The following is a 24837-nucleotide window of genomic DNA, read 5'->3' on the forward strand; positions in this document are numbered from 1 at the left end:
GGGCCAGACCGTGCTGGTCGACGACCCCTGCTATTTCAATTTCCACGCCCTGCTGCGTGCCCACCGCGCCCATGTCGTCGGCATTCCCTTCACGCCGTCGGGGCCTGATCTCGACCGGTTTGCCGAAGCGCTTGCTGCGCACAAGCCGCGCCTCTACATCACCAACTCGGCGCTGCACAATCCGACCGGCGCGACGCTTTCGACGGTGACCGCCCACCGCCTGCTGAAACTCGCCGACCAGTCCGGCCTGACGATCATCGAGGACGATATTTTCTCCGATTTCGAGACGTCGCGCGCCCCGCGGCTTGCAGCCCTCGATGGGTTGAGCAGCGTCGTCCATATCGGCAGCTTCTCGAAAACGCTGTCAGCCTCGGTGCGTACCGGCTTCATCGCCGCCCGCCCGGATTGGATCGAGGCGCTCGTCGATCTGCGCATCGCCACCACTTTCAGCGGCGGCCGGCTGGCGCAGGACATGCTGACCATGACGCTACGCGACGGCAGCTACCGCAGGCATGTCGAGGCGCTGCGTACACGCCTCACTGACGCCATGGGCGAGACGATCGCACGGCTTGAAAAACTCGGCATCATACCCTGGCTGAAACCGTCGGCCGGCATCTTCGTCTGGGCGCGGCTGCCGGATGGCATCGACGCCGCCGACATCGCCCGCGCCTGCCTCGCCGACGACATCGTGCTCGCCCCCGGCAACGCCTTCAGCCTGTCGCAGACCGCCAGCGGTTTTTTGCGCTTCAATGTGGCCCAATCCAGCGACAAGAGGATTTTCCAGTCGCTGGACCGGGCGCTGGGCGCCAAGCGGTCGGCTTAATTCATGCGCGCGGCAATCACCCGGCCAAAGCCACGGCATCGGCACCGGCCGGAATGCGCATCGGCGATGACGGATCGGTCGCCGCCCGCCAGACGGCCTCTGCCACGTCGATCGATCGCGTGAGCGGGGACGGATCCTGCTCCCATCCTGCAAACACACGCTGCACCAGATCGCCATAGGGCTCCGGAAAGCCGCCCTGCATGCGGGAGCGCGCATTTTCCCCGAACCGGGTCTCGGGCGACCGGCCGGGCAATACGATGTGCGCGCGGACACCGAACGGTTCCAGCTCCAGCGCCAGCACTTCGGTGAAGGCGTTCACCGCCGCCTTGCTGGCGGTATAGACGGAAAGCAGCGGCAGCGGCTTCAAGGTGACGCTCGACGTGACGTTGATGACGACGCCGGCCTTCCGTTCCCGGAACTGCGGCAGCACTGCCTGGGTCATGGCCATCGTACCGAGCGTATTGGTTTCGAACAGGTCACGGGTGACATCCATCGATGTGCCCTCGAGCGCATTCAGCCAGCCGATCCCGGCATTGTTGACGATGACGTCGACCGGCCCCGCGGCCTCGACGGCGGTGTGAATGCTCTGGGGATCGGTGACGTCGAGCGGGATGATCTTCAGATGCTCGGAGCGAGGCAGGACATCCTCGCGGGGGTCACGCATCGTCGCAACGACCTTCCAATTCCGTTCGAGGAAATATCTGGCGGTGTCGGCGCCGAATCCGGACGAGCAACCGGTGATGAGGACGGTTTTCATGGCAGTTCCTTCTGTGCTGTGTACGGATTGGAATCTAGATCTCGCGGGCCGGACTTGCTATAATCGAAAGTCCAGTTAGCATTCGCAAGAGTCTTGAAATGGTCGATCCGTTTGCCGAAGTGGTGACATTGCTCCAGCCCAGCGCTGCCTTCTCAAAGATGGTCAGCGGCGCTGGCGCATGGCGTGTCGAGCGCCAGGACGCCGGGCAGCCCTTTTACTGCGCCATTCTCGAAGGCTCGTCCCGCCTCGCCATCGACGGGCAGGAACCAATCGAGCTTGGCGAAGGCGATTTCGTCCTGATCCCGGCGGTCCATGGCTTCGTGATGTCGAGCCTCGCGCCGACAGCGGACGGTAGAAATCCGCTCTCCATTACCCATCTTCCCGGTGAGGTGAGGCTCGGCGATCCTGATGCTCCGATCAATGTCCGGCTGCTGGTTGGCCACTTCGTTTTCGGCTCGCCCGATGCGGCCCTGCTCGTGTCGCTGCTGCCGAAACTCATCCATGTGCGTGGTGAAAGACGGCTCGGCATGATCGTCAAGCTGCTGGGGGACGAGGCCCGCTCCGAGCGGCCGGCGCGGGAGGCGATCCTGACACGCCTTATGGAGGTTCTGCTTGTCGAGGCGCTACGCTCCACTGCCGGGACGTCGACCTCCCCTGGTCTTCTGCGCGGCCTTGCCGACGAGCGCCTGGCGGCCGCGATTCGCCTGATGCACGAGAAGCCGACACATGACTGGACGGTGGAGCAATTGGCGCAGGCGGCCGCTCTTTCCCGGTCCGCATTCTTCGATCGCTTCCGACGCGCGGTGGGTATAGCGCCCATGGAATACCTGCTGTCATGGCGCATGGCACTGGCGAAAAACCTGCTGCTTCGCGGCAGGACTGGTGTGAAGGAAATTGCCGAACGTGTCGGATATGGCTCCGCAAGTGCATTCAGCGTTGCGTTCACGCGCTTCGTCGGATTGCCGCCGACGCACTATGCGCGCGAGACGGCGGAACGATAAGCCGACTGTGCTCGGATTGTCAGTAAAGCCCTCGCCCTATCTCGCCGAATGTCGTCCGCACGCTTGGAGGAACCAACCGGACCTTGTCGAATTCTACCGACAGAAATGAGGAGGCCGCCATGATCCGCAAGCTGAAATCCGGTGAATACCGTCTCTATTCGCGCAAGATCGATCCGAAGACCCACAAGCGCAGAAATCTCGGCACATTCAAATCGCGCGAGGACGCCGAGAAACACGAGCGCGAGGTGCAGTATTTCAAGCACCACTGACCCGACCGGCAAGCGGCCGCTCACGCCCCGGACATCGCCTTGGCGAAATCGATGAAAGCGCGGAGCGGCGCAGGCACCAGCCGGCGGCCGGGATAGTAGAGGAAGGGTCCGGAAAAGCTTTGCCACCAGGGCTCCAGCACCGGTTCGAGCGCGCCGCTTTCGAAATGCGGCCTCAGCCAATCCTCGAACAGCTTGATGACGCCTGTTCCGGCAATCGCCGCCGCGATCCCCAACTCCGTGGCGCCGCCGGCTTCCACCATCAGCGGGCCGGGCGGGTCGATCTTCACCACGTCGCCGTCGCGTTCGAACTCCCATTCGATGATGGCGCCGCTGGCGAACCGGCCGCGGATGCAGGCATGTGCCAGGAGGTCGCGCGGATGCTCAGGCCGTCCACGCGCTGCCAGATAGGCAGGCGAGGCGGCGGTGGCGAACTGCTGGACACGTGGACCGATCGGCACGGCGATCATGTCCTGCTCCAGCCGTTCCTCGTAGCGGATGCCGGCATCGAAGCCGGCGGCAATGATGTCGACGAAACTTTCGTCGGTGGCGATTTCCAGCCTTATGTCGGGATAGGCAGCAAGAAAAGGCGGCACGATGCGCGGCAGCACCAGCCGCGCCGCGCTGACGGGGACATTGAGCTTGAGCGTGCCGGCCGCACGGTCGCGGAAGCCCCTGACGAAGTCGAGCGCAGCGTCGATCTCACCGAAGGCAGGGCCGAGCCGCTGCATCAATCCGCGGCCAGCTTCCGTCGGCACCACGCTGCGCGTCGTGCGGTTGAAGAGCCGAACGCCAAGCTCAGTTTCAAGCCGTCGGACCGCGTCACTCAGCGCCGATGAACTCATGTCGTTTGCCCGTGCCGCCTCGCGAAAACCGCCGGCACGCGCCACGGCCAGGAAGGCATTGACATCCCCCATCTCCAACTTTCCTGGCTTCATGCCCCATCCCCTTCAACATTGTCCGGAATCCCGGACAGGCCGTCCGGATTATAGTCAGTTATCACCATACTGAGGAAGGCCTATCTGCATTCCTGTCTTTCAATCGGAGACCAGATCATGTCCAATGTTGAAAAATCCGGAACTTATGAGCTCGGCGACCGCATGGTCAACCGGCTTGGCTATGGCGCAATGCAGCTTGCCGGCAAAGGCGTCTTCGGACCGCCCAAAGATCGCGCCGAAGCCGTGGCGGTGTTGCGCGAGGCCGTGGAAAGCGGCGTCAACCACATCGACACCAGCGATTTCTACGGCCCGCATGTCACCAATGAGATCATCAGGGAGGCCCTTCATCCCTACAGGGACAACCTTGTGATCGTCACCAAGGTCGGCGCACGGCGCGGCGCCGACGCCTCCTGGAACACTGCCTTCTCGAAGGAGGAGTTGACGCAGGCGATCCACGACAATCTCAGGAATCTCGGCCTCGACGTGATGGAAGTGGTCAACTTGCGCGCCATGTTCAGCGTCCATGGGCCGGCGGAGGGATCGCTCGAGGCGCCGCTTTCGGCGCTCGCCGAGCTGCATCATCAGGGCCTGATCAAGCATATCGGCCTCTCCAATGTCACGGCGAAGCAGATCGAGGACGGCCGCAAGATCACCGACATCGTCTGCGTCCAGAACCAGTACAATCTCGCCAATCGCAGCGACGATGCGCTGGTCGATCAGTTGGCAGCGAAGGGCACAGCTTATGTTCCCTTCTTCCCGCTCGGCGGCTTCTCGCCGTTGCAGTCCTCGACGCTATCAGATGTCGCCGCTCGCCTCGGCGCGACGCCGATGCAGATAGCGCTTGCCTGGCTGTTGAAGCGTGCGCCGAATATCCTGCTGATCCCAGGCACCTCGTCGCGCGCCCATCTCCGGGAAAACCTCGCCACGGCCGACATCTCGCTTTCTGCCGAGACGATGGCGGAACTCGATGGCATTGCCGCCAGCAAAGCGGCTTGACGATGGACGGGAGACGCGGGCGGCAATTCCGCCCCGCGTCTCCCGCAGGACTTCGGACCTTGCGCAACGGTCCTCAGCGACTGTCAGACCGCCACGCCACCAAGGCCTCGGTCTCCACCACTTCTTCCCGTATCCCGGAAAATTCGGACCGGATTTCCTCGACCAGCGCGGCGGTCTTGTCGCCCATATGCGACGGCGAAGTGGAGGACATGGAGAGCGTCCGCTCGACCAGCGTCTCGACATCGATGTCTCGCCGCTCGATGACACCGAACCGCTCCAGACGGCAAAACACCGAATTGATCAGCACCGCCTCATGCCGGACCCAATCGTCGCCGCGCGCATGCGGCCCGGAATTGGCCTCGAAACCCTCGCGAACCTCCTCCCAGCGCTTGCGCCAGGCATTGGCGGGAATATCAGGGGCGGAATCATGAAACAGCGCAACGGCGCCGGTCGGTACAATCATCCCATCGAGCCGGTTGAGCGTGTCCATGCGGTCCATCCAGTGAAAGGACCGCCCCATGACGACCAGCTGGAACGAGCCCATAGCCGGATCGAGATCGTAGGAACTCCCCTGCACGAAGGTGATCCCCGGCATATCGCCTGCCATTTCCCGCCCGGCATCCAGCATATCCGTCGACGGGTCCATCGCCACGACATCGCAGCCAAGCGCGGCAAAACGGCGGGACAGGATCGCCGGACCACAGCCCAGATCGAGCACGCGGTCTCCCGGCTGCAAGCCGGCGACCTGCGCGACGCGCTGAATCAGCGCATCGGCATAGCGCACGCGGCCTCTCTCGTAGAAGGCCGCGGCAGACTGAAATCGATCCGGCTGCAACGGCGGTATTTTGAGAGTGAGCGTCTCGGAGCTTTCCACAGACAGGTCGTTCATCGGGTCATGTCCTTGTATCTCCTTGGCCGCATTGCCGCTACCTCTCTACGCCGAAGACGGCCCACCCCTCTTGAAGGAGCCTGACCATTCGAAGGAGTTGGGTGAACAGGACCTAAAACAGGGCGATGCGGGATATCGATGATGCTGCGTAAGGCGGGTCTTTTCTGCCAAAGAAGCGCAGCTCTTTCAATGTGGCAAAGTTTCAGCGATGCAGTCGATAGACAGGATTGGCGATGTTCGTGTGACGGCTCGGCCGCGTCAGCGCGCCAGACTGTCCGGCGGAGAGACGATTTTCAACTCCGCGCCATAGGCCTCCCGCAATTCATCCTGCTGCCCGGGCTGACGATCCACCCCATGATGCAGCAAGGCGGATGTGTAGCCTTGTGCATGCGTCCCCTCCACCAATGTGACATCGGCATTGCCGGGATTGCCCGAGCGCTCGAACCACTCCACGGGATAGTGAAGGAAGCTCATTTCAAAGGCTCGGTTGGTGACGCCATGGCCGACGATCACCACATCGTCGTTGCCGCTTCCGATATCATGCATGATCGTCTGGAGAAACAGACGCATCCGTTGCGCCACATCCGCCCGGCTTTCGCCGTCGGGAGGCCTGGCGTAGAATTTTCCGCTATTGTTGCGCAGCCTGGCCCATTTCTCGAATTCGTCGGGAAATTTTTGCTTCTGCTCGGCCTGATCGTAAATCTCGGTGAACAGGCCGAAATCCTGCTCGCGCAGCAGATAGTCCTCATGAACCGCGCCCACAGACTCACTGGGCAGGACTTCGAGCAAGGCATCCCTGGTCTGCCTGGTCCTGAGATAGGGCGAATACCAGATGCGGAGTTTGCGGAAACCCGGGCGCTGCGGCGCATTCAAATAGGATGCGATCGCCCGGCCGGCTTCCAATGCCTGCCGATAGCCAAACTGCGTGAGCGGCACATTGTGATCACCGAATTGCCGATAGGCTTGTTCGTCGAGGTTACCGAGGGATTCACCGTGACGAACGAGGAAGATACGCATCGAAGGTTCCGGACTGTCTGGTTTGCAACAGCTCGATCATGAACGCCGGCAAAGCTGCGGGCAACCCGTTCGTTCGATTCGCCGGCCAGCGCCCCAGATTGCGGGAGTCTCAACGAGATGATCGATCAACGACGACACCCGCGACCAACCGAATTCTTCCAGATCATCAATCTCGGTCATCGCTAGAGCATCTCTTCCTCGAATCTAACCAGGTGAGATGAATGGCGATGCAGTCCCCTGGCATGGCCCTGCCTCGGATTTTCCCGCCGAAGCTGCGCCGTCAACAAGCTCCCGCTTCAGCTGTTGGATTTCCATATGTAACTTGTCCAGCATTTTACGCAGAAGTTCCATGTTGCGCGCATCAAGTTCAATTGACCCGGCCGCCATGAATTCTTGAGAAATGCTATCCACGCTTGTTGGGATGGAGTGAGGGAACGAGACGATATTTGACATAACCCTATCCAGTTTGGGTACCGAAGTTTAAGATGAACGCGTTTTGGATCACTCGATGTGCGCGAGCGGTCCTTCTGGGAATGCTCCCCTTTCTGCATGCCATGCGCGTGGGTGCCAATTCAGCCCCTTCCGCCAAAGGCCCCGGCCAGTTTTCGGGCAAGTTCGTGGGCCGGTGAAGCCACATGCCTGCTTCCGCTGGTCGCCGGGCGCGGTGCGGCTTGAGCGGCGTCGAGCCGGAAGCGGGCGACCAGCCTGGCGAGAGTGGCGGCCTCGTCTGCCAGCCGGCTCGTCGCCGCAGTCGATTCCTCCACCATTGCCGCGTTCTGCTGCGTCACCTGATCCATTTGGTTGACAGCGGTGCTGACCTCGCCAAGTCCGGTCGACTGCTCCCGTGCCGCAGTGGCGATGGAATGAACATGCTCGTTGATTGTGATCACATGGCCCTGAATCTGGTCCAGCGTCTCGCCGGTGGCCATCACCAGCCTGACACCAGAGGTCACTGCCTCTCCGGAACGATTGATCAGTCCCTTGATGTCCTTTGCGGCATTGGCGGATCGCTGTGCCAGTTCGCGCACTTCCTGAGCGACGACAGCAAACCCCTTGCCGGCTTCGCCGGCGCGCGCCGCCTCGACGCCGGCATTGAGCGCCAAGAGGTTGGTCTGGAAGGCGATTTCATCGATGACGCTGATGATCTGACTGATTTCGCCGGAAGCCTTCTCGATCTTGCCCATCGCCGCCACCGCATCCTTGACGACGGCACTCGACTGCTCCGTGCTCCTGCGCGCCTCGTCTACCATGCGGCTCGCCTCCAGCGCTCGTGCGGTGGAACTCGTCACGGCGACGCTGATCTCTTCCAGAGCCGCGGAGGTTTCTTCCAGCGAAGCCGCCTGCTGCTCGGTGCGTTTCGACAGATCGCCGGAGGCGATCCTCATCTCACCGCCATTGATCATGTCGGTCGCCGTCCGCACCTCACCCAGCACGGAGCGCAGGTTGGCCATCGTCTGATTGACGTTGTCCTTAAGTTCACCAAAGGCGCCTTGGAACTCGCCCGTCATGCCTCTGGTCAGATCGCCCTCGGACAGCGCCGCAACGACACGGTGCGTCTCGGAGACACCACGATCGACCGAGACGATCAGTGCGTTGAGACCGACAGTGATGCGATTGAGGTCCGGATAGCCAAAATCCTCCGACGCGCGGCGTGAAAAGTCACCCGCAGCAGCGGCAGCAATGACGGCGTCGAGATTCTCCTGCATTTCGATGACCTTCAGCCGCTTCGTCGTACCTGCCGCATCGAGGTCCCTGACCTCGATGCTGTTCTGCTTGAACACCTCGACGGCGCGGGCTATCTCGCCGATTTCGTCGCTCCTGGTGGCAAAGGGGATGTTCGTATCGAGCTTGTCCTTGGCAAGGATATTCATGGTCGCGGTGATCTCGCCAATCGGCCTTGCGATCGAACGGTGACCGAAAACAGCGGCGGCCATCAGCGTCAGGATAGTCACGATGCCGATGCCGAGATTGACATGAATTGCCAGAGCGGACGCGTCCTCCGCTTCTTGCTGAGCCTCGAGCGCCATTGCCTTCGCCGCGTCCACGCCTTCGTCGATCAGCTTCGATACCTCGCCGGCAATCGCCAGCAGTTTCGCCTGGACCTCCTTCTCCGTTGCGGCAACGGGCGGATCGCCAGCATTGGGGTGAATCTTGATCTTCACCACCTTGCCCATGTCGCCGGCCGTAGCGAAATAATTTTCCGCCAGGGTTTTCAGCCGAATGACTCGATCCTTGTTCTCCTGCAGCCGCAATTCATCCAGCGCATCGTTCAAATATTTGATCACAGAGTGATGGCGTGCAGCGATGTAGTCATTGGCTGAAGCAATGTCCTCTTCGGACGTGGCAAGACGCAGATCGCGGACTCCGATTTGCATGCCGCGCAACGATGCCTTGGCATCGACCAGATCGCGCGACACGATCAGCATATCCCTCTGGTAGGTCGAACGTTCGCTGACCAGCTGAGCACCATGCCAGGCCGCAAGGAGCATCGCCGCCACAAGAAAAATGCCCAGGCCGGAGAGCATGGCCAATTTCGTGCTTATCCGAGAGAAGAGGCTTTTGAGCATTGTTCGAAATCCCGCGTTCCGGCAGCTGGAAGTCTTCATGCTCTGCTGGCCGTCATGATGAGGGAGCGATTTCATTCGATCTCTCCATGCCTCGACCGCATTCGGCACTGTCTTCGATCTCGAAGAAGGGTGCTTTTCAGCCGCGGCTTTAGTCGACAAACATCCTGTAAAAACTAATAAAAAGTTTAGTTTTGCAAGGTTGCGCAAACGATTGCGCGATCAGGATAGGTAGCGCAGAAAATGGATACGGATTTCAAGGTTTGACCTGTGGCGGCATGGAAAAGAGATTCATCCGACAATATATAAGCAAATCCATAATGAATAAATGTAGGTAAATTTCGGACGAGAGGGGGAAATACGGATATTTAGACTGCAATTTTATCAAGTACTTGATTATAATATTAGAAATAACGAAATTGAGTTTCGTCAAACGTCGATATCCACTTTACGAGATTTGATCATTTTTGCGAAAATAAGGCAGAATATGATGCCGGACGCAGCATTTTATTAAGTTTCGCATTGGCTAATTGGTCAGCGCTTGCTGCATTGACCGTCATCCATCGACGACGTTGCCAGGCCCGCAAATTCCGCCCGAATGACTTGTGCGGCCCTTCCACTGAGAACTCGACCGGACGGATGACCGACCGGCCGCCATTGCGATCAGGAGGATCGCCATGAAGCTACCCTTGCCTGCTCGCAGCAAGGCCTCCCCCATGCCTGGCATTTGGACGCGTCTATGGCGAACGGGCTATGCGGGAGATGAAATGCCGTCATCCGGAAAGCCTCACCCGTCTGTGGAGGGATATATCCGCTCCATCGGGCGCCACTATATCACCGCCGTTGTCGTGATGACCGGGTTGATCGGCGCCACCTACCAGACCGTCGAAATCGCGCTCGATCGCCATTCGCTGCAGCAGGATATCAGCTATCTGACGGAGCGTCAGTTCATCCGGTTTCAACAGCTTTCCAACCAGACGCGCGCGGTCATGCGCGCTTCAGCCGATGCGGACATGCCCGGATATATCGTCAAGCCGATGGTGGAGGATGTTCGCAAGGCGATCAGCGACATCCGCGCCATGACCGGACGGTTGAACGAACTGCACGACGCAATAGAACGAAATCTTCTCGAAAAGCTCAATCCGCGGGATGTGGCGTCGGAAAAGATGCGTCTCGACCTTGCCGGACGCCTCGACGCTTTTCTCGACCGGGCAGAGCGGGTGGTGTCGGCAAGTCTGGAAGACCGGCGCCAGCGCTATTCCTTCTGGGGACCGATCGATTTCGCCGTCTCCTCGGACAGCGTGATGATGCGCCAGTTCGGCGCGCTGATCGAGAGTGCGCATGCCCGTAGCGACGGCAGCATAGATCATGCGCGCCTGATCAGTGCGGTTCTTCTCGGCCTGACTGCCGCCGCACTCATTCTGGCGACCGCGGTTCTGTTCATGCCGCTCTTGAAGAAGCTTCGCAACGAGCATCGGCTGACAATCGATTTCGAAACCAAGCTGACCCATCAGGCGCATACCGATGTGCTCACCGACCTCAGCAATCGCTCCGCCTTCAATGACGCGCTGGGCGCGCTTTTCAATGCAGTTGAACAGACCGGTGCAGGCTTCTCGATGCTGCTGGTCGACCTCGACCATTTCAAAGGCATCAATGACAGTTTCGGCCATCCGGCGGGGGATGCCGTTCTCCGTCACGTTGCCCGCATGCTGCAGGGTACCTGTCGTGCCACCGATATCGTGGCAAGGCTCGGCGGCGACGAATTCGCAATCCTGGTGCCCGGCCTTGTCGACGCGACGGCGCTGGAGGCGCTTTCCAAACGCGCGGTAACGGCAATCGCGACGGACTGCTATTTCGAAGGCCGGCTTTTGCCGGTTTCAGCCAGCATTGGCGGAGCAGTGGTCCCCGAACACGCCGCAGACGAACCAACCCTGATGCGCATCGCAGATCTCGCGCTCTATGCGGCAAAGGCCAAGCGCAATACGGCGGTGATCTTCGACGAAGCATCGCTTGCACAGCGTCTGGAAGAGAACCAGCTCGCGGCTGCCCTTGCCTTCGCTGCCGACCGCAACGAATACCTAGTTTATTACCAGCAAAAGATCAATCTCCAGACAGGAGAACATCTCGGCTTCGAGGCGCTGGTGCGCTGGCATCATCCCCGGCTCGGCATTCTGCCGCCAGGTCGCTTCCTGCCGCTTATGGAAGGGTCGCATCTCATTCGCAGCATGACACGCTCAGTCGTCAACATCGTCGCCCGCGATCTCAGGGAGTGGAAAGCCGCGGGGCTGCGCCCGGGCTCCGTGGCGATCAACCTTCCCGAAGTGCTGCTGGTCGGCGGGGACGGCTACGATCTCATTGCCGCGGCTGTTGGGGCCAATCGGCTGGAATGGCGCGATTTTGCCGTCGAAGTCACGGAAGACGTTTTTCTCAATCGCGGCGCCGATCAGATACTGGAGACGATTACACGGTTCCGGCAACGCGGCATGTCGGTCTCCCTGGATGATTTCGGCACCGGCTTTGCGTCCCTGGTACATTTGCGGGACTTTCCGTTCGATGAGCTGAAGATCGACCGCAGCTTCGTCAAGGATCTCGGCGATGACCTGCGTTCCGAGCAGATCGTACGGGCGATGATCGATCTCGCACGCAACCTGGGCAAACGTTGTGTTGCCGAAGGTATCGAAAATGAGACGCAGCGCGATTTCCTTCTCAGTGCCGGCTGCGACATCGGCCAGGGCTATTTTTATGCCAGGCCTGAACCCGCGTCAGCCGCTGTCGAACGCCTGGCCATCGCTGCTCCGGGAAGGCGCCGGCCATCCCGACCAATGAAGCAGGTCGCCGGCTGACTGCGTGCAGGCAATTGCGTGCTCGGGGGAGCAATGAGACTTATGAACGAAGGGGGACAGCGAATGAAGAGAATGATGCGGATGTGGCTTGCGGTGGCGCTGGCCACTGCAAGCGCACCAGCACCCGCGCTCGCCGGCGGAATGTCGGTGGATGTGGTGCATTTCTGGGTATCGGAGAGCGAGTCTGCCGCTCTCGATGTATTTCGCAAAGCCTGGAAGGCCGCCGGCAATGAATGGGCTGACATGCCCGCCGAAAACAAGGTTGCCGTTCAGCGCATCGTGAGCGACCGCATCGCCAATGGCTATCCGCCGGCGGTGATGCAGTGGAACGCGAATGAGGGCTCGCGTGAACTGCCGGAAATGGGAATCGTCCAGGATATCGATGACGTCGCGCAGGCGGATCACTGGCGCGATGTCATGCCGGCAACGGTCCTCGACCGGATATCCTACAAGGGCAAGGTCTATTTCGCGCCGACCAATATTCATGCGGAAAACTGGCTCTGGACGAGCAAGAAGGTCTTTCGGGATGCCGGTGTGACCCTGCCCCAATCATGGGAGGATATTTTCACCATCGCCGAGAAGATCAAGGCTGCCGGTCATGTTCCGATCGCTCTTGGCGGCGCGCGATGGGAGGTGTCTCTGATATTCAATGACATCATCTATCAGAAATTCGGACCCGAGGGTTATGCTCGCCTCATGGGCGGTGACGCAGCCCTGGTCCAGGACCCGCGCATGATCGAGGCGCTCGACATGCTTGCGCGCTTGTCGAACTATGTCGAGCCCCTGGAAGCGCGAAAGAAAAAAACCTGGGCCGATGCGACGAGGGCTGTCGGCGCTGGCGAGGCAGGCATGCAGTTCATGGGCGACTGGGCGAAGGGCGAACTTGGGGTACGCAAATATCAGGTCGACAAGGACTTCGACTGCATGCTCGTTCCCGGCACGTCGATCGCCTATTTCATGGTGATCGATGCCTTCGCCTTTCCGGTTACCAATCGGGACGGTACGACGGAAGCTCAGCGTGCCTTCGCCCGCATGATCCTCAACCCGGACAACCAGGTCGCTTTCAGCCGGCTCAAAGGATCGCTTCCTGTCCGGACCGACGTCGACCCGAGCGACCTCGACCGCTGCGGCCAGTTTGGATTGAAGATGCTCAGAGCGAAGAAGGGTGAGGTGAGCGCCCAATCCCAGGCGATGCCGAGCCAGATGTCCGAAGGCTGGATCGGCGTGGTGGGAGATTTCTTCAATGATCGGAAAATATCCTCAAAGCAAGCGCAGAAGCGGCTCTACGATGTCTTGATGCAGCGATAGGCGACGTTACGATCCCCAGGGTCAGATGCGACATGCTCCAGTTTGGGGGAATGGTCGAGCACGGCGTCTTGCCGTGCGGAGCGGGTGTAACTGTATTAGCCATGTCTCCAAGGCCTCCTCCCTCATGAATACCCGTTTCACCGTCGCGACGCATATCCTCGTCTTCCTGCAGACGCAGAACGGGCAGCCGGTGGCAGCCGGCGCGATCGCATCGAGCGTCAAGACGAATCCCGCACACATCCGCCGCCTGCTGTCGCAGCTGGCGAAGGCGGGGCTGACAAAATCGCAGATGGGCACCGGCGGCGGTGCATTGTTGGCAAAGCCAAGTACCGAGATCACCCTGCTCGATGCCCACCGCTCAATCGACGAAGCTGCAACGGTCTTCGCATTGCATCCATTGACGAAACCTCCGTGTCCGGTAGGCGAAAAAATCCGCACCGCCCTGCAGAAACGGCTGGAGGAGGTGGAGAAAGCCATGCAGGCGCAGCTCTTGAAACGACAATCGCCGACATGGCGTCCGAGATTTCGGCTCCGGAAAAAACAGCCTGGAGCGGTGGAAAACCGCATCGGCCCGTTTACTTCCTGTGTGTAACAGATATAGATAAAAATATCTTTTAAGTTGCGGTATATATTATGATTTCTGCATTTTATGGCATGTCGTCATGCAGTCGTGAAGCCATTTTTTGCGGTTCTGAATGCACCTGATTTCAGCCGGGTTCGTTTGATCATGTCGGACATGTCGGCGTTTGAATTCATGCCACKCTTTCATGGCTCGACATTCGATGACATGCTTGAAACCTTTTCCCGGCAGTTCGGGCCATTCGAAGCATCGCCCATCGCCGCGGCGCCCAATTTCGCCTGGAAGACCGGCCTTTGGACCGATGATACCCTGACATTGCTGACCAACGAGTTTCAGGCCGAATGGCACCTCAAGGCGGTTGCCGAGTCGCCCGAATGGCTGTCCGTTCTGATGCCACACATTGGCGGTTTCGATGTGAAGATCGGCGGGTCCACGCATGATGTCTCCCCTGGAAAGCTGTTGCTGACCCACAACCATCAAGCCGAGCGCGTCGTCGTCCGCGGCTCGTCACACCTATCGGAGATCATCCGCATCGATTGGGCAACGGTCGTGCAGACCGCATCTGCGATCCTCGAAACGCCGTTCTCGGGATCGCTGGATTTGTCGCCGATGGTGGATCTGGCTTCTCCGGCGGGTCTGCTCTTCGACAACATCGTGCGAACCATCGCTCACGGCATGCGCAACAATGGACCATTGCTTCGCTCGTCGCTCGCCATGTCGCATCTGACCCAGGTGCTGATCGATGTGGTCATCCGAACCGTCCCTCACCGGTTTTCCCATCTCCTGGCGAAACAGGCCGTTTCGATTGCACCTCGGCATGTCCGCCACGCGATCGATTTCATGCATGCCAATATCGAAAAACCCATCACCATGCCCATGGTGGCCAAGGCCGCCGGGGTTTCCGTCCGGGCGCTCGAAATGGGATTTCGAACGTTCAGAGAAATGACACCGGCCGCCTATCTCAGAAGCATTCGCTTGCGTGCAGTACGCCGCGATCTGCTCGACCCATCGAACCGGTCCTCCGTCAAGGACATCTGCCTCAAATGGGGTTTCTTCCACTTCGGGCGCTTTTCTGCCGCCTATCGGACGGTCTATGGGGAGAACCCGTCGGACACCAGACGGCATGCGAGCAATATATGATCCGAGCACGATAGGCCCGCTCCGGCCCCATATCGGTGGCGGATCGACTTGCGATGCTCTGCCACCTCCGATATTCTTTCTCCTGTCGAAAAGGACCCGGAGCGGCATCGGTAAGCCCGTTCCCTTCCTCCATGGAAGCTCCGTACCGCCTCCGGGCGGACCCGCGGCAAGCAACCGGCATCTGCCCGGCGGCTTGGCGCGACTGTCTTTTCGCGTTCTCCGCCGGGCAAATGCCTTCCAACGAAGGAGAACGAAATGCCCATCATCCGCGCCAACAGCGGCATCATCACCCAGATCAACGTCTTCACCGTGCCCGACGGCGGGCAGGAAGCGCTGCTCGCCTATCTCGGCGAAGCGGCGAAGGCCGCAAGCGAGGTGGACGGCTGGCTCTCGGCCAGCCTGCACAGGAGCCTCGACGGCACCCGCGTCGTCAACTACGCCCAGAGCCGCGATATGGACGCGGCAGCCCGCGTCTTCCATCATCTCAGCGCCAAAGGCATGATCGAGGGCAACCGGAAATACGGCGAGGCGCATCCGGGGCTCTACGAATGCGTCTTTACGCTGGAGAAATGACTTTTGGGGGCGGTCGAGGGGCCGCCTTTGTCATAGATGTTCGCGCCTCACGCGACATTCGCAGTGCGCTCGAAGACCACGGTTCGATTTTCGACAAAAGCCGGCTGAACGACGACCTGGAACCAATCCTGCCTGAAGCCGGGAAGCTTTTGCAGCTCAGCCATCAGTTCGTTGAAGCCGGGAAGCTCTTCGTGGACGGTCCAGAACAACTCTTTGCCTTCGGAGACAATGAAGATATCGCAACAGATCAAGTCCACTGTAATCAAATCCCATTTGTAAACAGCGACCGCATTGATCTGATCGAACGGGATGTAATCGCCACGGGATTTTGCAAGCACCGTGAAGCCCTTGCCTGTCACAATGAGTTCCGCTTTTCGTCGCATTGAAGGGCTCGCGGTTGGCTGATGATCCCTTCTATCATCCTGTCAGCCTGGCGGCCAAAATAAAAGGCGACCGTCGAGGCCGCCTTTCGTTTCGAGATACCAGCAAAAACGCGTGATCAATCCGCCTTGCTGCGCCGCGCCGGAAACAGGATCACGTCGCGGATCGACGGCGCGTTGGTGAGGATCATGATCAGCCGGTCGACGCCGATGCCGAGGCCACCGGCCGGGGGCATGCCCTGGTCCATGGCGTCGAGAAACTCCTCGTCGAGTTCCTTCTGCTTCTCGCCGCGGGCATGGGCCTGTTCGAGCTGCTCGACCATGCGCCGGCGCTGCTCTTCGGGATCGTTGAGCTCGGAGAAGGCATTGCCGACTTCCCAGGCATTGCAATAGGTCTCGAAGCGTTCGACGAGGCGCGGCTCGCCCGGCACTTCCTTGGCGAAGGGCGAGATGTCCTTGGGGAAATGCGTCACATGGCTCGGCTGGATCAGCGTGCCCTCGACCTTCTCTTCGAAGATGAAGGCCAGGCATTCGCCCCAGGTCCAGTCCTTCTCGACCTCGAAGCCGGCGGCCTTGGCAGCCGCACGGGCCTCTTCGTCGGTCTTGATGGCGAGGAAATCGATGCCGGTGACTTCCTTGACGGCATCGGGCATCGGCACCCGCTTGAACGGACCCTTGAAGGAAATCTCCGTTTCACCGTACTTGAACTCGGTCGAACCGTGGATCGCCATTGCCAGTTCGGCGAACATGCGCTCGACGAGGTCCATGATGTCCTCGTAGTCGGCATAGGCCCAGTAGCACTCCATCATGGTGAATTCCGGATTGTGCCGGGTGGAGACGCCTTCGTTGCGGAAATTGCGGTTGATCTCGAAGACCTTGTCGGTGAGGCCTGAGACCAGCGTGCGCTTGAGGTACAGTTCCGGCGCGATGCGCAGGAACATGTCGAGTTTCAGCGTATTGTGATGCGTCTTGAACGGTTCGGCGGTGGCGCCGCCATAGACCGAATGCAGCATCGGTGTCTCGACTTCGAGGAAACCGTCCTTCTCCATGAAACGGCGGATACCGGAAATGATCCGGCTGCGCTGCAGGAAGCGCAGCTTGGAATCCTCATTGGTCATGATGTCGAGATGGCGCTTGCGATAACGGATCTCGATATCGGAGACGCCGTGCCACTTTTCCGGCATCGGCAGCAGCGTCTTGGTCAGCATGGTGATCTCTTTGGCGTTGATCGACAGCTCGCCGCGCTTGGTGCGCCGCACCGTGCCGGTGACGCCGATAATGTCGCCGATATCGATCATCGCCAGCATGTCGCGCGCGGCTTCCGGGGTCACGTCCTTGTGCGAAAAAATCTGGATCTTGCCCGACGCGTCATGGATATCCATGAACATGCCGGAATTGCGCGAGGAATAGACGCGGCCGGCAACGGTGACGACGTCCTGCGTCTCGGTGTCCGGCGCCAGGTCCTTGTACTTCTCGGCCAGGTCGGCATTGGTGATCGTGCGATGGAAATGCGCCGGATAGACGTCGCCGATCTTCTCGCGCAACAGCTTCAGCTTCTGCGCTCGCACTTCGGCGGCATCGGAGGAAAGGGCGGTTTCGGTCGTCTTTGTGTCGTTCATCGTCTCTCGCCTTAAAGGGCTGTCGTTGTGGTCACCCCCCTCTGCCCTGCCGGGCATCTCCCCCTCAAGGGGGGAGATTGAATGGGGCACTCTCACCGTCCACTCGCTACCGTCGAATACTGAGCACTCCATCTTTGCTTGGGGCAACGAACGAGCCTCTGGTCGATCTCCCCCTTGAGGGGGAGATGCCCGGCAGGGCAGAGGGGGTTATTCCAGCGCTGCCGTTCCCGACAGCCATATTCCAACTGCTAATTTCCGCTTCCGACCATCGAGGCCACCACCGCGGCCGCCTGTTTGAGCCGCTGGCGCACCACCGAGCGGCCAAGCAGTGCCATGGAATCAAACAGCGGCAGCGAGCGCTGGCTGCCGGACACCGCTATAAACAGCGGCGGCGTGACGACGCGCAGCTTCTTGCCCATCCGGTCGGAAATGGCGCGCAGCTCTGCCTCGATCGTCTCGACATTCCATTCGAGGATCTTTTCGAGATCGGCCTGCACCGTGTTGATGATCTCGAACGTTTCGGCCGGCGACGTCTTGACGCCGGCAAACGAGGCGGGCGTTAGGCCGACATCGGAGGACAACAGGAAGCCGGCGAGCGGCGGCAGTTCGCCGAGCCGCGTCACGCGCGATTGCGACAGTTTCAGGCCCTCGGTCAGGCGCGAATTCTCCGACGCCCATTCCAGCACACGGGCGATGAAATCCTCCGGCGTCAGCTTCTCGCGGATCCAGCGGCCGTTCAGCCAGTCGAGCTTGGCGATGTCGAAGATCGCGCCGGCTTTGGAAAGGTTGTCCGGATCGAATTTTTCCGCCAACTCGTCCATGGAGAGCATTTCCTCTCCCTCGGCGATCTGGATGAAGAACAGGCCCAGAAAATTCATCAGCGCTTCCGGCAGGTAGCCGAGCGCGGAATAGTAGCTGATCGAGGTCGGGTTCTTGCGCTTGGAGAGTTTTGATTTGTCGGCATTGCGCATCAGGCTGAGATGCATGAACACCGGCTGGTCCCAGCCGAAATACCGGTAAAGCAGGATGTGCTTCGGCACCGAGGCCAGCCATTCCTCGCCGCGCGCCACATGGGTGATCTTCATCAGATGGTCGTCGATGACATTTGCCATGTGATAGGTCGGCATGCCGTCGCCCTTGATCAGCACCTGCATGTCGACGCTATCCCACGGGATCGACACGTCGCCATAGACGCCATCGTGGAAATCGCACGAGCCTTCGGCCGGGATCTTCATCCGGATCACCGAGCTCTCGCCGGCGGCCATCTTCGAGGTGACTTCCTCAGCAGTCAGTGACAGGCAGAGCCCGTCATATTTCGGCGGCTTGCCGGCGGCACGCTGCGCCTCGCGCATCTGCTCCAGCCGCTCGGGCGTGCAGAAGCAGCGGAAGGCATGGCCCTTGTCCAGCAGTTCCCGGCCATAGGGCTGGTACATGTCCTTGCGGTCAGACTGGCGATAGGGACCGTAGGGGCCGCCGATATCGGGGCCCTCAGACCATTTCAGCCCCGTCCATTTCAGCGCGTCGAGCACCTTCTGCTCGAATTCCGGCGTCGAGCGCGTCGCATCTGTATCCTCGATACGCAGGATGAATTCGCCGCCATGTTTCTTGGCGAACAGATAGTTGAACAGCGCGATATAAGCGGTGCCGACATGCGGCTCGCCGGTGGGGGAAGGAGCGATACGGACGCGAACGCCGGAAGCTGTCATTTGATAGGACCCATGCGGWAATGGCGGATGGCGGCCGGAAAGCGCGAAAACGCTGGCCACCTCGTTTGGGCGAGCCTTAGGCCATATTCAGGATTGCGCGTCAAGGAAAACGTCGAAGAGGCGACGAAGGCTTCGCTCCCAGGAAAACTTTTGAAAGGCGCCCAAAAGTGAAGACCGGTATCCTGTCAGCAGATACCCATCTCACATCGGCGGACTTGAATCCTGTCGATCTCCAATTCGATCGCCGTGCCCTGCTCTTGCGTAACCCCCTTCGATAACTTCCGACGCTCCAGATTCCTCTGCTGATGAACCAAGTCGATGGTGGACTGCACCAGACGTCGATTTTGCTGCGTGTCATCCAGAATATACGACTGCCCACAAGCAGCGTCGAGCAGATGAATCTCAAGACTGCCCTGGTTATTCAGCAGGAAGTAGAGGCCAATGATCACGTCCTTCTGCTTCCACTCTGATGGCGGAGGTTGTCCACCCGGAGTTTCCCAGGACACGCGGCGAAAAACGACGTCATTGTTCATAGGCGAGCCGTCGAGACGACGAAGTACTGCAAAATCAAAATAAGCTTTATTGCCTGTTCTATCACGGTAGTAACCGACGACTTTTGCTCGCAGCACGGCGTCGGCATAGCCATAGGCGTCCCAGCGCATCTGGCTGACAGGGATAGCACAGGCTTGAAGATAGTGCGGCCAGAGGATCCAAAGCCACGAAAGCAGATAGAAGATGTAGCTCTTTCTCATCGGAACCGTGACCGGGATCGCCTGCTAAATTTCATCGGCCGACCGATCGGCCAATCGCGCAGTCAACCTATTCCGAAATGAGGCTGGCGTTCAACCTCTATCCCCCCGCTCCGTAGGTGTTCAGAAAAACCTTGACGGCGGACGCGACGTTCCTTTCGATTTGCTCTGCCGTGGGCGCCTCCTTCATTTCGCCGAACAAACGCAGGCGGAACAGTCCGGCAAGACAGAGATCGCCGAATTGGCGGCCGATCATCATCGCATCGTCTATGTCCTTGAGATTGCCCTGCTCCGCCTGCCGCTGCAGGTATTTGGCGAGCATGACCGGTCCGCTGTTCGGCCCGGCGACCATGAACTGGGCGGCAAGGCCGGGCATGCGGTCGATCACGCCGATCACCGTGCGCATGCCGCGGATGGTCTTGTCGGAGAGCAGATGGGTCGCGAAGAGAACGCCGAAATCATGCAGCGTCTCGGTGACGGGCAGATTTTTTTCCAGGATCTCCTGCAATTGGCCGAAGATGCGCAGCTTCTGCCGCTCGATCATCGCGAAGAACAGGTCTTCCTTGTTCTTGAAATAGACGTAAAGCGTGCCCTTGGAGACACCGGCCTCGCGGGTGATGTCGTTCATGCTGGCAGCGTCAAAACCCACTTGCATGAAGACTCTGAGCGCACCATCGAGAATCTGCTCGCGTTTGACAGGATCTTCGCCCGCCGCGGGCCGCCCGGCCGGCGTATCGGCCTGCGGCATAATCGCCGCATCGGTCTTGCCAAGGACCTCGTTCATGTCCATTTCCCTTTTATTCATTTTATTCGAACCGATCGGTTCGATTGCCTCTTGATATGGGACAAAAAACGGATTATGTCAATCTCGAACTGAACCGTTCGGTTCGATTGACTGTCCGGTTCGAACTCTTTGTGTGGAAGGCGGGAGTAGCCGGTATGGCAAGCACGAACACCAATCTGCGTCCGGTCGAAGAGAACAATGAAGTTCCCACCGGTAGCGAAGCGCCGAAGATGGAAAAGCCGGCGGAGCCGATCGCTCCGGCCGCACCGGCGGCAGCCCCTGCACCGGCTGCCGCGCCTGCGGCGCCGGCTGCTGCGGCCGAGCCCGCCAAGAAGAAGGGCGGCGTGCGGCGCTTCATCCTGCCGGTGATCTTACTCGCTGCCATCGGCGCCGGCGCCTATTACGGCCATGATTATTGGGTCACAGGTCGGTTCTTCGTTTCCACCGACGACGCCTATATCGGCGGCGATATAACCAATATCGCACCCAAGGTGACCGGCTATGTCGCCAAGGTCAACGTGGTCGCCAACCAGCGCGTCCACAAGGGCGATGTGCTGGTGACGCTCGACAATGGCGATTACAAGCTTGCCGCCGACCAAGCCGAGGCCGCCATCGAGACCCAGAAGATGACGCTCGAACGCTTCGACGCCCAGATCGCCGCCGCCAAATCCGCCGTCACCCAGGCCRAGGCACAGAAGACCTCTCTGGAAGCCTGGCTGCGCGGCACCCAGATCACGCTCGATCGTCAGGAAGACCTGGCCGCCAAGAAGGCCGGCACAAGGGCGGATCTTGACAACGCTCGCGTTGCGTTAGACCAGGCCAAGGCGAACCTCGCCGGCGCCGACTCGGCGATCGCCTCCGCCCAGGCCAATATCGCCGTCGTGACCGCCCAGCGCGCCGAGGCCGAAAGCCAGATCAAGTCGCTGCAGGTTGCCAAGGACAAGGCCGAACGCGACCTGTCCTTTACGCTCATCAAATCGCCGATCAACGGCGTGATCGGCAATTTCGCCGTCCAGGATGGCGACCTTGTTTCGCCCGGCCAGCGCCTTGCCTCGCTTGTTCCCGTCGATGATCTCTATATCGACGCGAACTTCAAGGAAACGCAACTCGAAGGCATCAAGCCCGGCGCCGAAGTCGACATTACGATCGACGCGCTGAGCGGCCATCCGCTGCGCGGCACGGTCGAATCGATCGCACCGGCCTCTGGCTCGGTCTTCTCGCTGCTGCCGCCGGAAAATGCCACGGGCAACTTCACCAAGGTGATCCAGCGCGTGCCGGTCCGCATCGCCATCCCCAAGGATGCGCTTGAAAGCGGCAAGCTGCGCGCCGGCCTTTCCGTGGTCATCGCCATCGACACCCGCACCGGCGACGCCAGCAAGATGCATTTGGCAGACGCCGAATAAGACTTGAAGCGCGGCGGCTCTGGTAACGGGGCCGCCGGCCGAACTTCGATCAAACTCATGTTTGGGCCGCGGGACCGCTGCGGCAGGGAGGGCCGCCATGGCCGCCACGACAGCCACAGTCGATCAGGTAACCCAGCTTCCGCGCGCTTCGGCTCCCGCCGCTCCGGCCCGGCCCGCGATGCCGATGGCGCCGCCGATACCCGAGCTGACCACGCGCCGCGTGCTCGCCTTCTTTGCCATGGTCTTCGGCATGTTCATGTCGATCCTCGACATCCAGATCGTTTCGGCCTCGCTCGCCGAGATCCAGGCGGGCCTCTCTGCCTCCAGCGACGAGGTCGCCTGGGTCCAGACCTCCTACCTGATCGCGGAAGTCATCATGATCCCGCTGTCCGGCACGCTGGCGCGGATTCTTTCGACGCGGGTGCTGTTCTCGGTCTCGGCGGCCGGCTTCACGCTCGCCAGCATACTCTGCTCCACTGCCACCAATATCGATCAGATGATCGTCTACCGCGCCTTCCAGGGCTTTATCGGCGGTGGCATGATCCCGTCGGTGTTTGCGGCCGCCTTCACCATCTTCCCGCCGTCCAAGCGCGCCGTCGTCTCGCCGATGATCGGCCTGGTGGCGACGCTGGCGCCGACGATCGGCCCGACGATCGGCGGCTATCTCAGCCACGCCTTTTCCTGGCACTGGCTGTTCCTGGTCAACGTTCTCCCGGGCATTTTCGTCGCCGTCGCCACCTGGACGCTGATCGACTTCGACAAGCCGGAATATAGCCTGTTCAAGAAATTCGACTGGACGGGCCTCGCCTCGATGGCCGTATTCCTCGGCTCGATGGAATATTTCCTCGAAGAGGGCAATACCAAGGGTTGGTTCGACGACAATAACATCACCATTGCCTTCATTGCCTCGGCGGTCGGCGGCGTGATCTTCTTCTGGCGAGCGTTTACCATCCCCTTCCCCGTCGTCGATCTCCGCGCCTTCACCAACAGGAATTTTTCCTTCGGATCGGTGTTCTCCTTCGTCATGGGCATCGGCCTCTATGGCCTGACCTATCTCTACCCGGTCTATCTCGGGCGCATCCGCGGCTACGACTCGCTGATGATCGGCGAAACCATGTTCGTCTCCGGCCTGGCAATGTTCTTCACTGCGCCGCTGGCGGGCTTCCTCTCCAACAAGCTCGACCTGCGCGTGATGATGGCGATCGGCTTCGGCGGCTTTGCCACTGGCACCTGGATCATGAGCCACCTCAACGCCGACTGGGATTTCTGGGAACTGCTGATCCCGCAGATCCTGCGCGGCTGCTCGCTGATGCTGGCCATGGTGCCGATCAACAACGTCTCGCTGGGCACGCTGCCACTCGACAAGATCCGCTCCGCCTCGGGCCTGTTCAATCTGACACGCAATCTCGGTGGCGCGGTGGGGCTGGCGGCGATCAACACCATGCTGACGCATCAGACGGACGTGCACTACATGCGGCTGGCGGAACATGTGAACTTCGCCAACCCGGCCGCGCTCACCATGATGAACAACCTGGCGGCAACCTATAACAGTGTCGGCATGGACGGCAGCCAGGTGGCGATCAAGAAAATGGTCGGCATGGTCACCCGGCAGGCCTATCTCCTGTCCTTCATGGATATCTTCATGGCGCTGACCATCCTGTTCGGCGTGCTGGTGCTGATGACGGCGATGTTGAGCAAGCCCAAGGCCCCGCCGAATGGAGCTGGTGGCGGYGGGCACTGACGAACCCGCCGCAATCCAAGCAAGACTTCGGCTGACGACAAGCGCACGGTAACGACCTCCCACCGTGCGCTTGTTGTCGGCCATCAACGTTCCCAAGCTCGAACGCGAAACTCGAGGACCTTCGCTCGCGATTATTCCCACGCTTGCGGCATGAGTTATAGAGTGGTACATTCACTCGAAACTGGAGACGTGAATGATCGTCGGCTTTCGGGACGGATGGTTACATGCATTSTTCGTGGAGGATGTCCACTCCCGAAACATTCCCGCCGACCTCGAAAGCCGGTTGTTCCGCAAACTCCAGATGATCGACGACGCGATGACCGATCAGGACTTGCGTGTGCCGCCCAGCAATCATTTCGAGAAACTGCGCGGCAATCTCGATGGCCTGTGTTCAATCCGGGTCAACAAGCAATGGCGGCTGGTCTTTCGATGGGATGGCAGCCGTGGCGAGGCGTCCGAGATCTATCTTGACGACCATAGCTATCGATGAGGTGACAGATGCTGATGACCAAGCGTAAGCCGGCGACGATCGGCGAAATCTTGACGGAAGAATTCATGCAGCCGCTTGACCTGACGCAGGCGGCGCTGGCCGAGGCAATGGGCGTTCAACGCAAGCACGTGAACGAATTGTGCAACGACCGGCGTAACGTGACGGCGGCAACCGCGCTGATTTTGGCGCGCGTGTTTGGCAACAGCCCGGACTTTTGGCTCAACGTGCAGCGGCGCAGCGACTTATGGGATGCCATGCACAGCCCCAAGG

The 24837-nt window shown here is 60.2% G+C and carries 24 protein-coding genes; 14 read left to right on the top strand and 10 right to left on the bottom strand.

Going from position 1 to position 24837, the window contains the following annotated elements; translation table 11 throughout:
• On the top strand, positions 1-823 hold an 823-nt coding region (locus AC1DYF_RS37610), incomplete at its 5' end, for an aminotransferase-like domain-containing protein (protein ID WP_477883677.1).
• 16 nt (positions 824-839) lie between these two features.
• Here AC1DYF_RS37610 and AC1DYF_RS37615 read toward each other — a convergent pair.
• Positions 840-1580, bottom strand: coding sequence for an SDR family oxidoreductase (locus AC1DYF_RS37615; RefSeq protein WP_477883679.1), 741 nt, complete (start codon positions 1578-1580; stop codon positions 840-842).
• A 98-nt stretch (positions 1581-1678) separates the two neighbouring features.
• Here AC1DYF_RS37615 and AC1DYF_RS37620 point away from each other — a divergent pair, with 98 nt between their 5' ends.
• On the top strand, positions 1679-2581 hold the full coding sequence (locus tag AC1DYF_RS37620) for a cupin domain-containing protein (RefSeq protein WP_477883681.1): 903 nt from the start codon (positions 1679-1681) through the stop codon (positions 2579-2581).
• A gap of 119 nt (positions 2582-2700) precedes the next feature.
• Positions 2701-2850 carry a hypothetical protein gene (locus AC1DYF_RS37625; RefSeq protein ID WP_477883683.1) on the top strand — a complete coding sequence of 50 codons (150 nt, stop codon included), beginning with the start codon at positions 2701-2703 and terminating at the stop codon, positions 2848-2850.
• A 20-nt stretch (positions 2851-2870) separates the two neighbouring features.
• Here AC1DYF_RS37625 and AC1DYF_RS37630 read toward each other — a convergent pair whose 3' ends face one another.
• On the bottom strand, positions 2871-3785 hold the full coding sequence (locus AC1DYF_RS37630; protein WP_477883685.1) for a LysR family transcriptional regulator: 915 nt from the start codon (positions 3783-3785) through the stop codon (positions 2871-2873).
• A gap of 117 nt (positions 3786-3902) precedes the next feature.
• Here AC1DYF_RS37630 and AC1DYF_RS37635 point away from each other — a divergent pair, with 117 nt between their 5' ends.
• Positions 3903-4781 (top strand): aldo/keto reductase family oxidoreductase, encoded by an 879-nt coding sequence (locus tag AC1DYF_RS37635; protein WP_477883687.1) that lies wholly within the window; start codon positions 3903-3905, stop codon positions 4779-4781.
• A 73-nt stretch (positions 4782-4854) separates the two neighbouring features.
• On the opposite strand, the gene AC1DYF_RS37640 is transcribed toward AC1DYF_RS37635, so the two are convergent.
• The 4 genes from AC1DYF_RS37640 to AC1DYF_RS37655 form a co-directional block, all read right to left on the bottom strand.
• On the bottom strand, positions 4855-5670 hold the full coding sequence (locus AC1DYF_RS37640; protein WP_477883689.1) for a class I SAM-dependent methyltransferase: 816 nt from the start codon (positions 5668-5670) through the stop codon (positions 4855-4857).
• A 258-nt stretch (positions 5671-5928) separates the two neighbouring features.
• On the bottom strand, positions 5929-6687 hold the full coding sequence (locus AC1DYF_RS37645; protein WP_477883691.1) for a histidine phosphatase family protein: 759 nt from the start codon (positions 6685-6687) through the stop codon (positions 5929-5931).
• A 204-nt stretch (positions 6688-6891) separates the two neighbouring features.
• Positions 6892-7140, bottom strand: a complete 249-nt coding sequence (locus AC1DYF_RS37650) for a hypothetical protein (protein WP_477883693.1) — start codon at positions 7138-7140, stop codon at positions 6892-6894.
• A 119-nt stretch (positions 7141-7259) separates the two neighbouring features.
• A complete protein-coding gene (locus tag AC1DYF_RS37655; RefSeq protein ID WP_477883695.1) occupies positions 7260-9212 on the bottom strand; it encodes a methyl-accepting chemotaxis protein in 1953 nt (650 codons plus the stop codon).
• A gap of 806 nt (positions 9213-10018) precedes the next feature.
• On the opposite strand from AC1DYF_RS37655, the gene AC1DYF_RS37660 reads away from it, so the two are divergent.
• The 6 genes from AC1DYF_RS37660 to AC1DYF_RS37685 all read left to right on the top strand — a co-directional run bounded on the left by AC1DYF_RS37660 (position 10019) and on the right by AC1DYF_RS37685 (position 16081).
• A complete protein-coding gene (locus AC1DYF_RS37660) occupies positions 10019-12094 on the top strand; it encodes a putative bifunctional diguanylate cyclase/phosphodiesterase (protein WP_477883697.1) in 2076 nt (691 codons plus the stop codon).
• 63 nt (positions 12095-12157) lie between these two features.
• Positions 12158-13402 carry an ABC transporter substrate-binding protein gene (locus tag AC1DYF_RS37665; RefSeq protein WP_477883699.1) on the top strand — a complete coding sequence of 415 codons (1245 nt, stop codon included), beginning with the start codon at positions 12158-12160 and terminating at the stop codon, positions 13400-13402.
• Between the two features lie 124 nt (positions 13403-13526).
• Entirely contained in the window at positions 13527-13994 is a 468-nt protein-coding gene (locus tag AC1DYF_RS37670) for an Rrf2 family transcriptional regulator (protein WP_477883701.1), read from the top strand.
• Positions 13995-14156: 162 nt separating this feature from the next.
• Positions 14157-15122, top strand: a complete 966-nt coding sequence (locus tag AC1DYF_RS37675; RefSeq protein ID WP_477883703.1) for an AraC family transcriptional regulator — start codon at positions 14157-14159, stop codon at positions 15120-15122.
• Between the two features lie 255 nt (positions 15123-15377).
• A complete protein-coding gene (locus tag AC1DYF_RS37680; protein WP_477883705.1) occupies positions 15378-15695 on the top strand; it encodes an antibiotic biosynthesis monooxygenase family protein in 318 nt (105 codons plus the stop codon).
• Positions 15671-16081 carry a hypothetical protein gene (locus AC1DYF_RS37685; protein ID WP_477883707.1) on the top strand — a complete coding sequence of 137 codons (411 nt, stop codon included), beginning with the start codon at positions 15671-15673 and terminating at the stop codon, positions 16079-16081. The genes AC1DYF_RS37680 and AC1DYF_RS37685 overlap by 25 nt, the downstream gene beginning before the upstream one ends.
• 113 nt (positions 16082-16194) lie before the next feature.
• On the opposite strand, the gene lysS is transcribed toward AC1DYF_RS37685, so the two are convergent.
• From lysS to AC1DYF_RS37705, 4 genes are all read right to left on the bottom strand, one after another.
• Complete coding sequence (gene lysS, locus AC1DYF_RS37690; protein WP_477883709.1) at positions 16195-17694, bottom strand: lysine--tRNA ligase; 1500 nt, start codon at positions 17692-17694, stop codon at positions 16195-16197.
• A gap of 248 nt (positions 17695-17942) precedes the next feature.
• Positions 17943-19400, bottom strand: coding sequence for a glutamate--tRNA ligase (gltX, locus tag AC1DYF_RS37695; RefSeq protein WP_477883711.1), 1458 nt, complete (start codon positions 19398-19400; stop codon positions 17943-17945).
• Between the two features lie 185 nt (positions 19401-19585).
• Entirely contained in the window at positions 19586-20152 is a 567-nt protein-coding gene (locus AC1DYF_RS37700; RefSeq protein ID WP_477883713.1) for a hypothetical protein, read from the bottom strand.
• Between the two features lie 97 nt (positions 20153-20249).
• Positions 20250-20933 carry a TetR/AcrR family transcriptional regulator gene (locus AC1DYF_RS37705; RefSeq protein WP_477883715.1) on the bottom strand — a complete coding sequence of 228 codons (684 nt, stop codon included), beginning with the start codon at positions 20931-20933 and terminating at the stop codon, positions 20250-20252.
• Between the two features lie 155 nt (positions 20934-21088).
• Between AC1DYF_RS37705 and AC1DYF_RS37710 the strand changes: the two genes are divergently transcribed.
• The 4 genes from AC1DYF_RS37710 to AC1DYF_RS37725 form a co-directional block, all read left to right on the top strand.
• The gene (locus tag AC1DYF_RS37710) at positions 21089-22336 is read left to right on the top strand and encodes an HlyD family secretion protein (protein WP_477883717.1); all 1248 of its coding nucleotides are present in this window, start codon (positions 21089-21091) and stop codon (positions 22334-22336) included.
• 178 nt (positions 22337-22514) lie between these two features.
• Positions 22515-24077, top strand: coding sequence for a DHA2 family efflux MFS transporter permease subunit (locus AC1DYF_RS37715; RefSeq protein ID WP_477883724.1), 1563 nt, complete (start codon positions 22515-22517; stop codon positions 24075-24077).
• 193 nt (positions 24078-24270) lie between these two features.
• Positions 24271-24567, top strand: a complete 297-nt coding sequence (locus AC1DYF_RS37720; RefSeq protein WP_477883719.1) for a type II toxin-antitoxin system RelE/ParE family toxin — start codon at positions 24271-24273, stop codon at positions 24565-24567.
• Positions 24568-24575: 8 nt separating this feature from the next.
• Positions 24576-24837 (top strand): HigA family addiction module antitoxin (locus AC1DYF_RS37725; RefSeq protein WP_477883721.1); only part of this gene is annotated, 262 nt, incomplete at its 3' end.

This window comes from Rhizobium sp. P2_G9 (assembly GCF_056403475.1).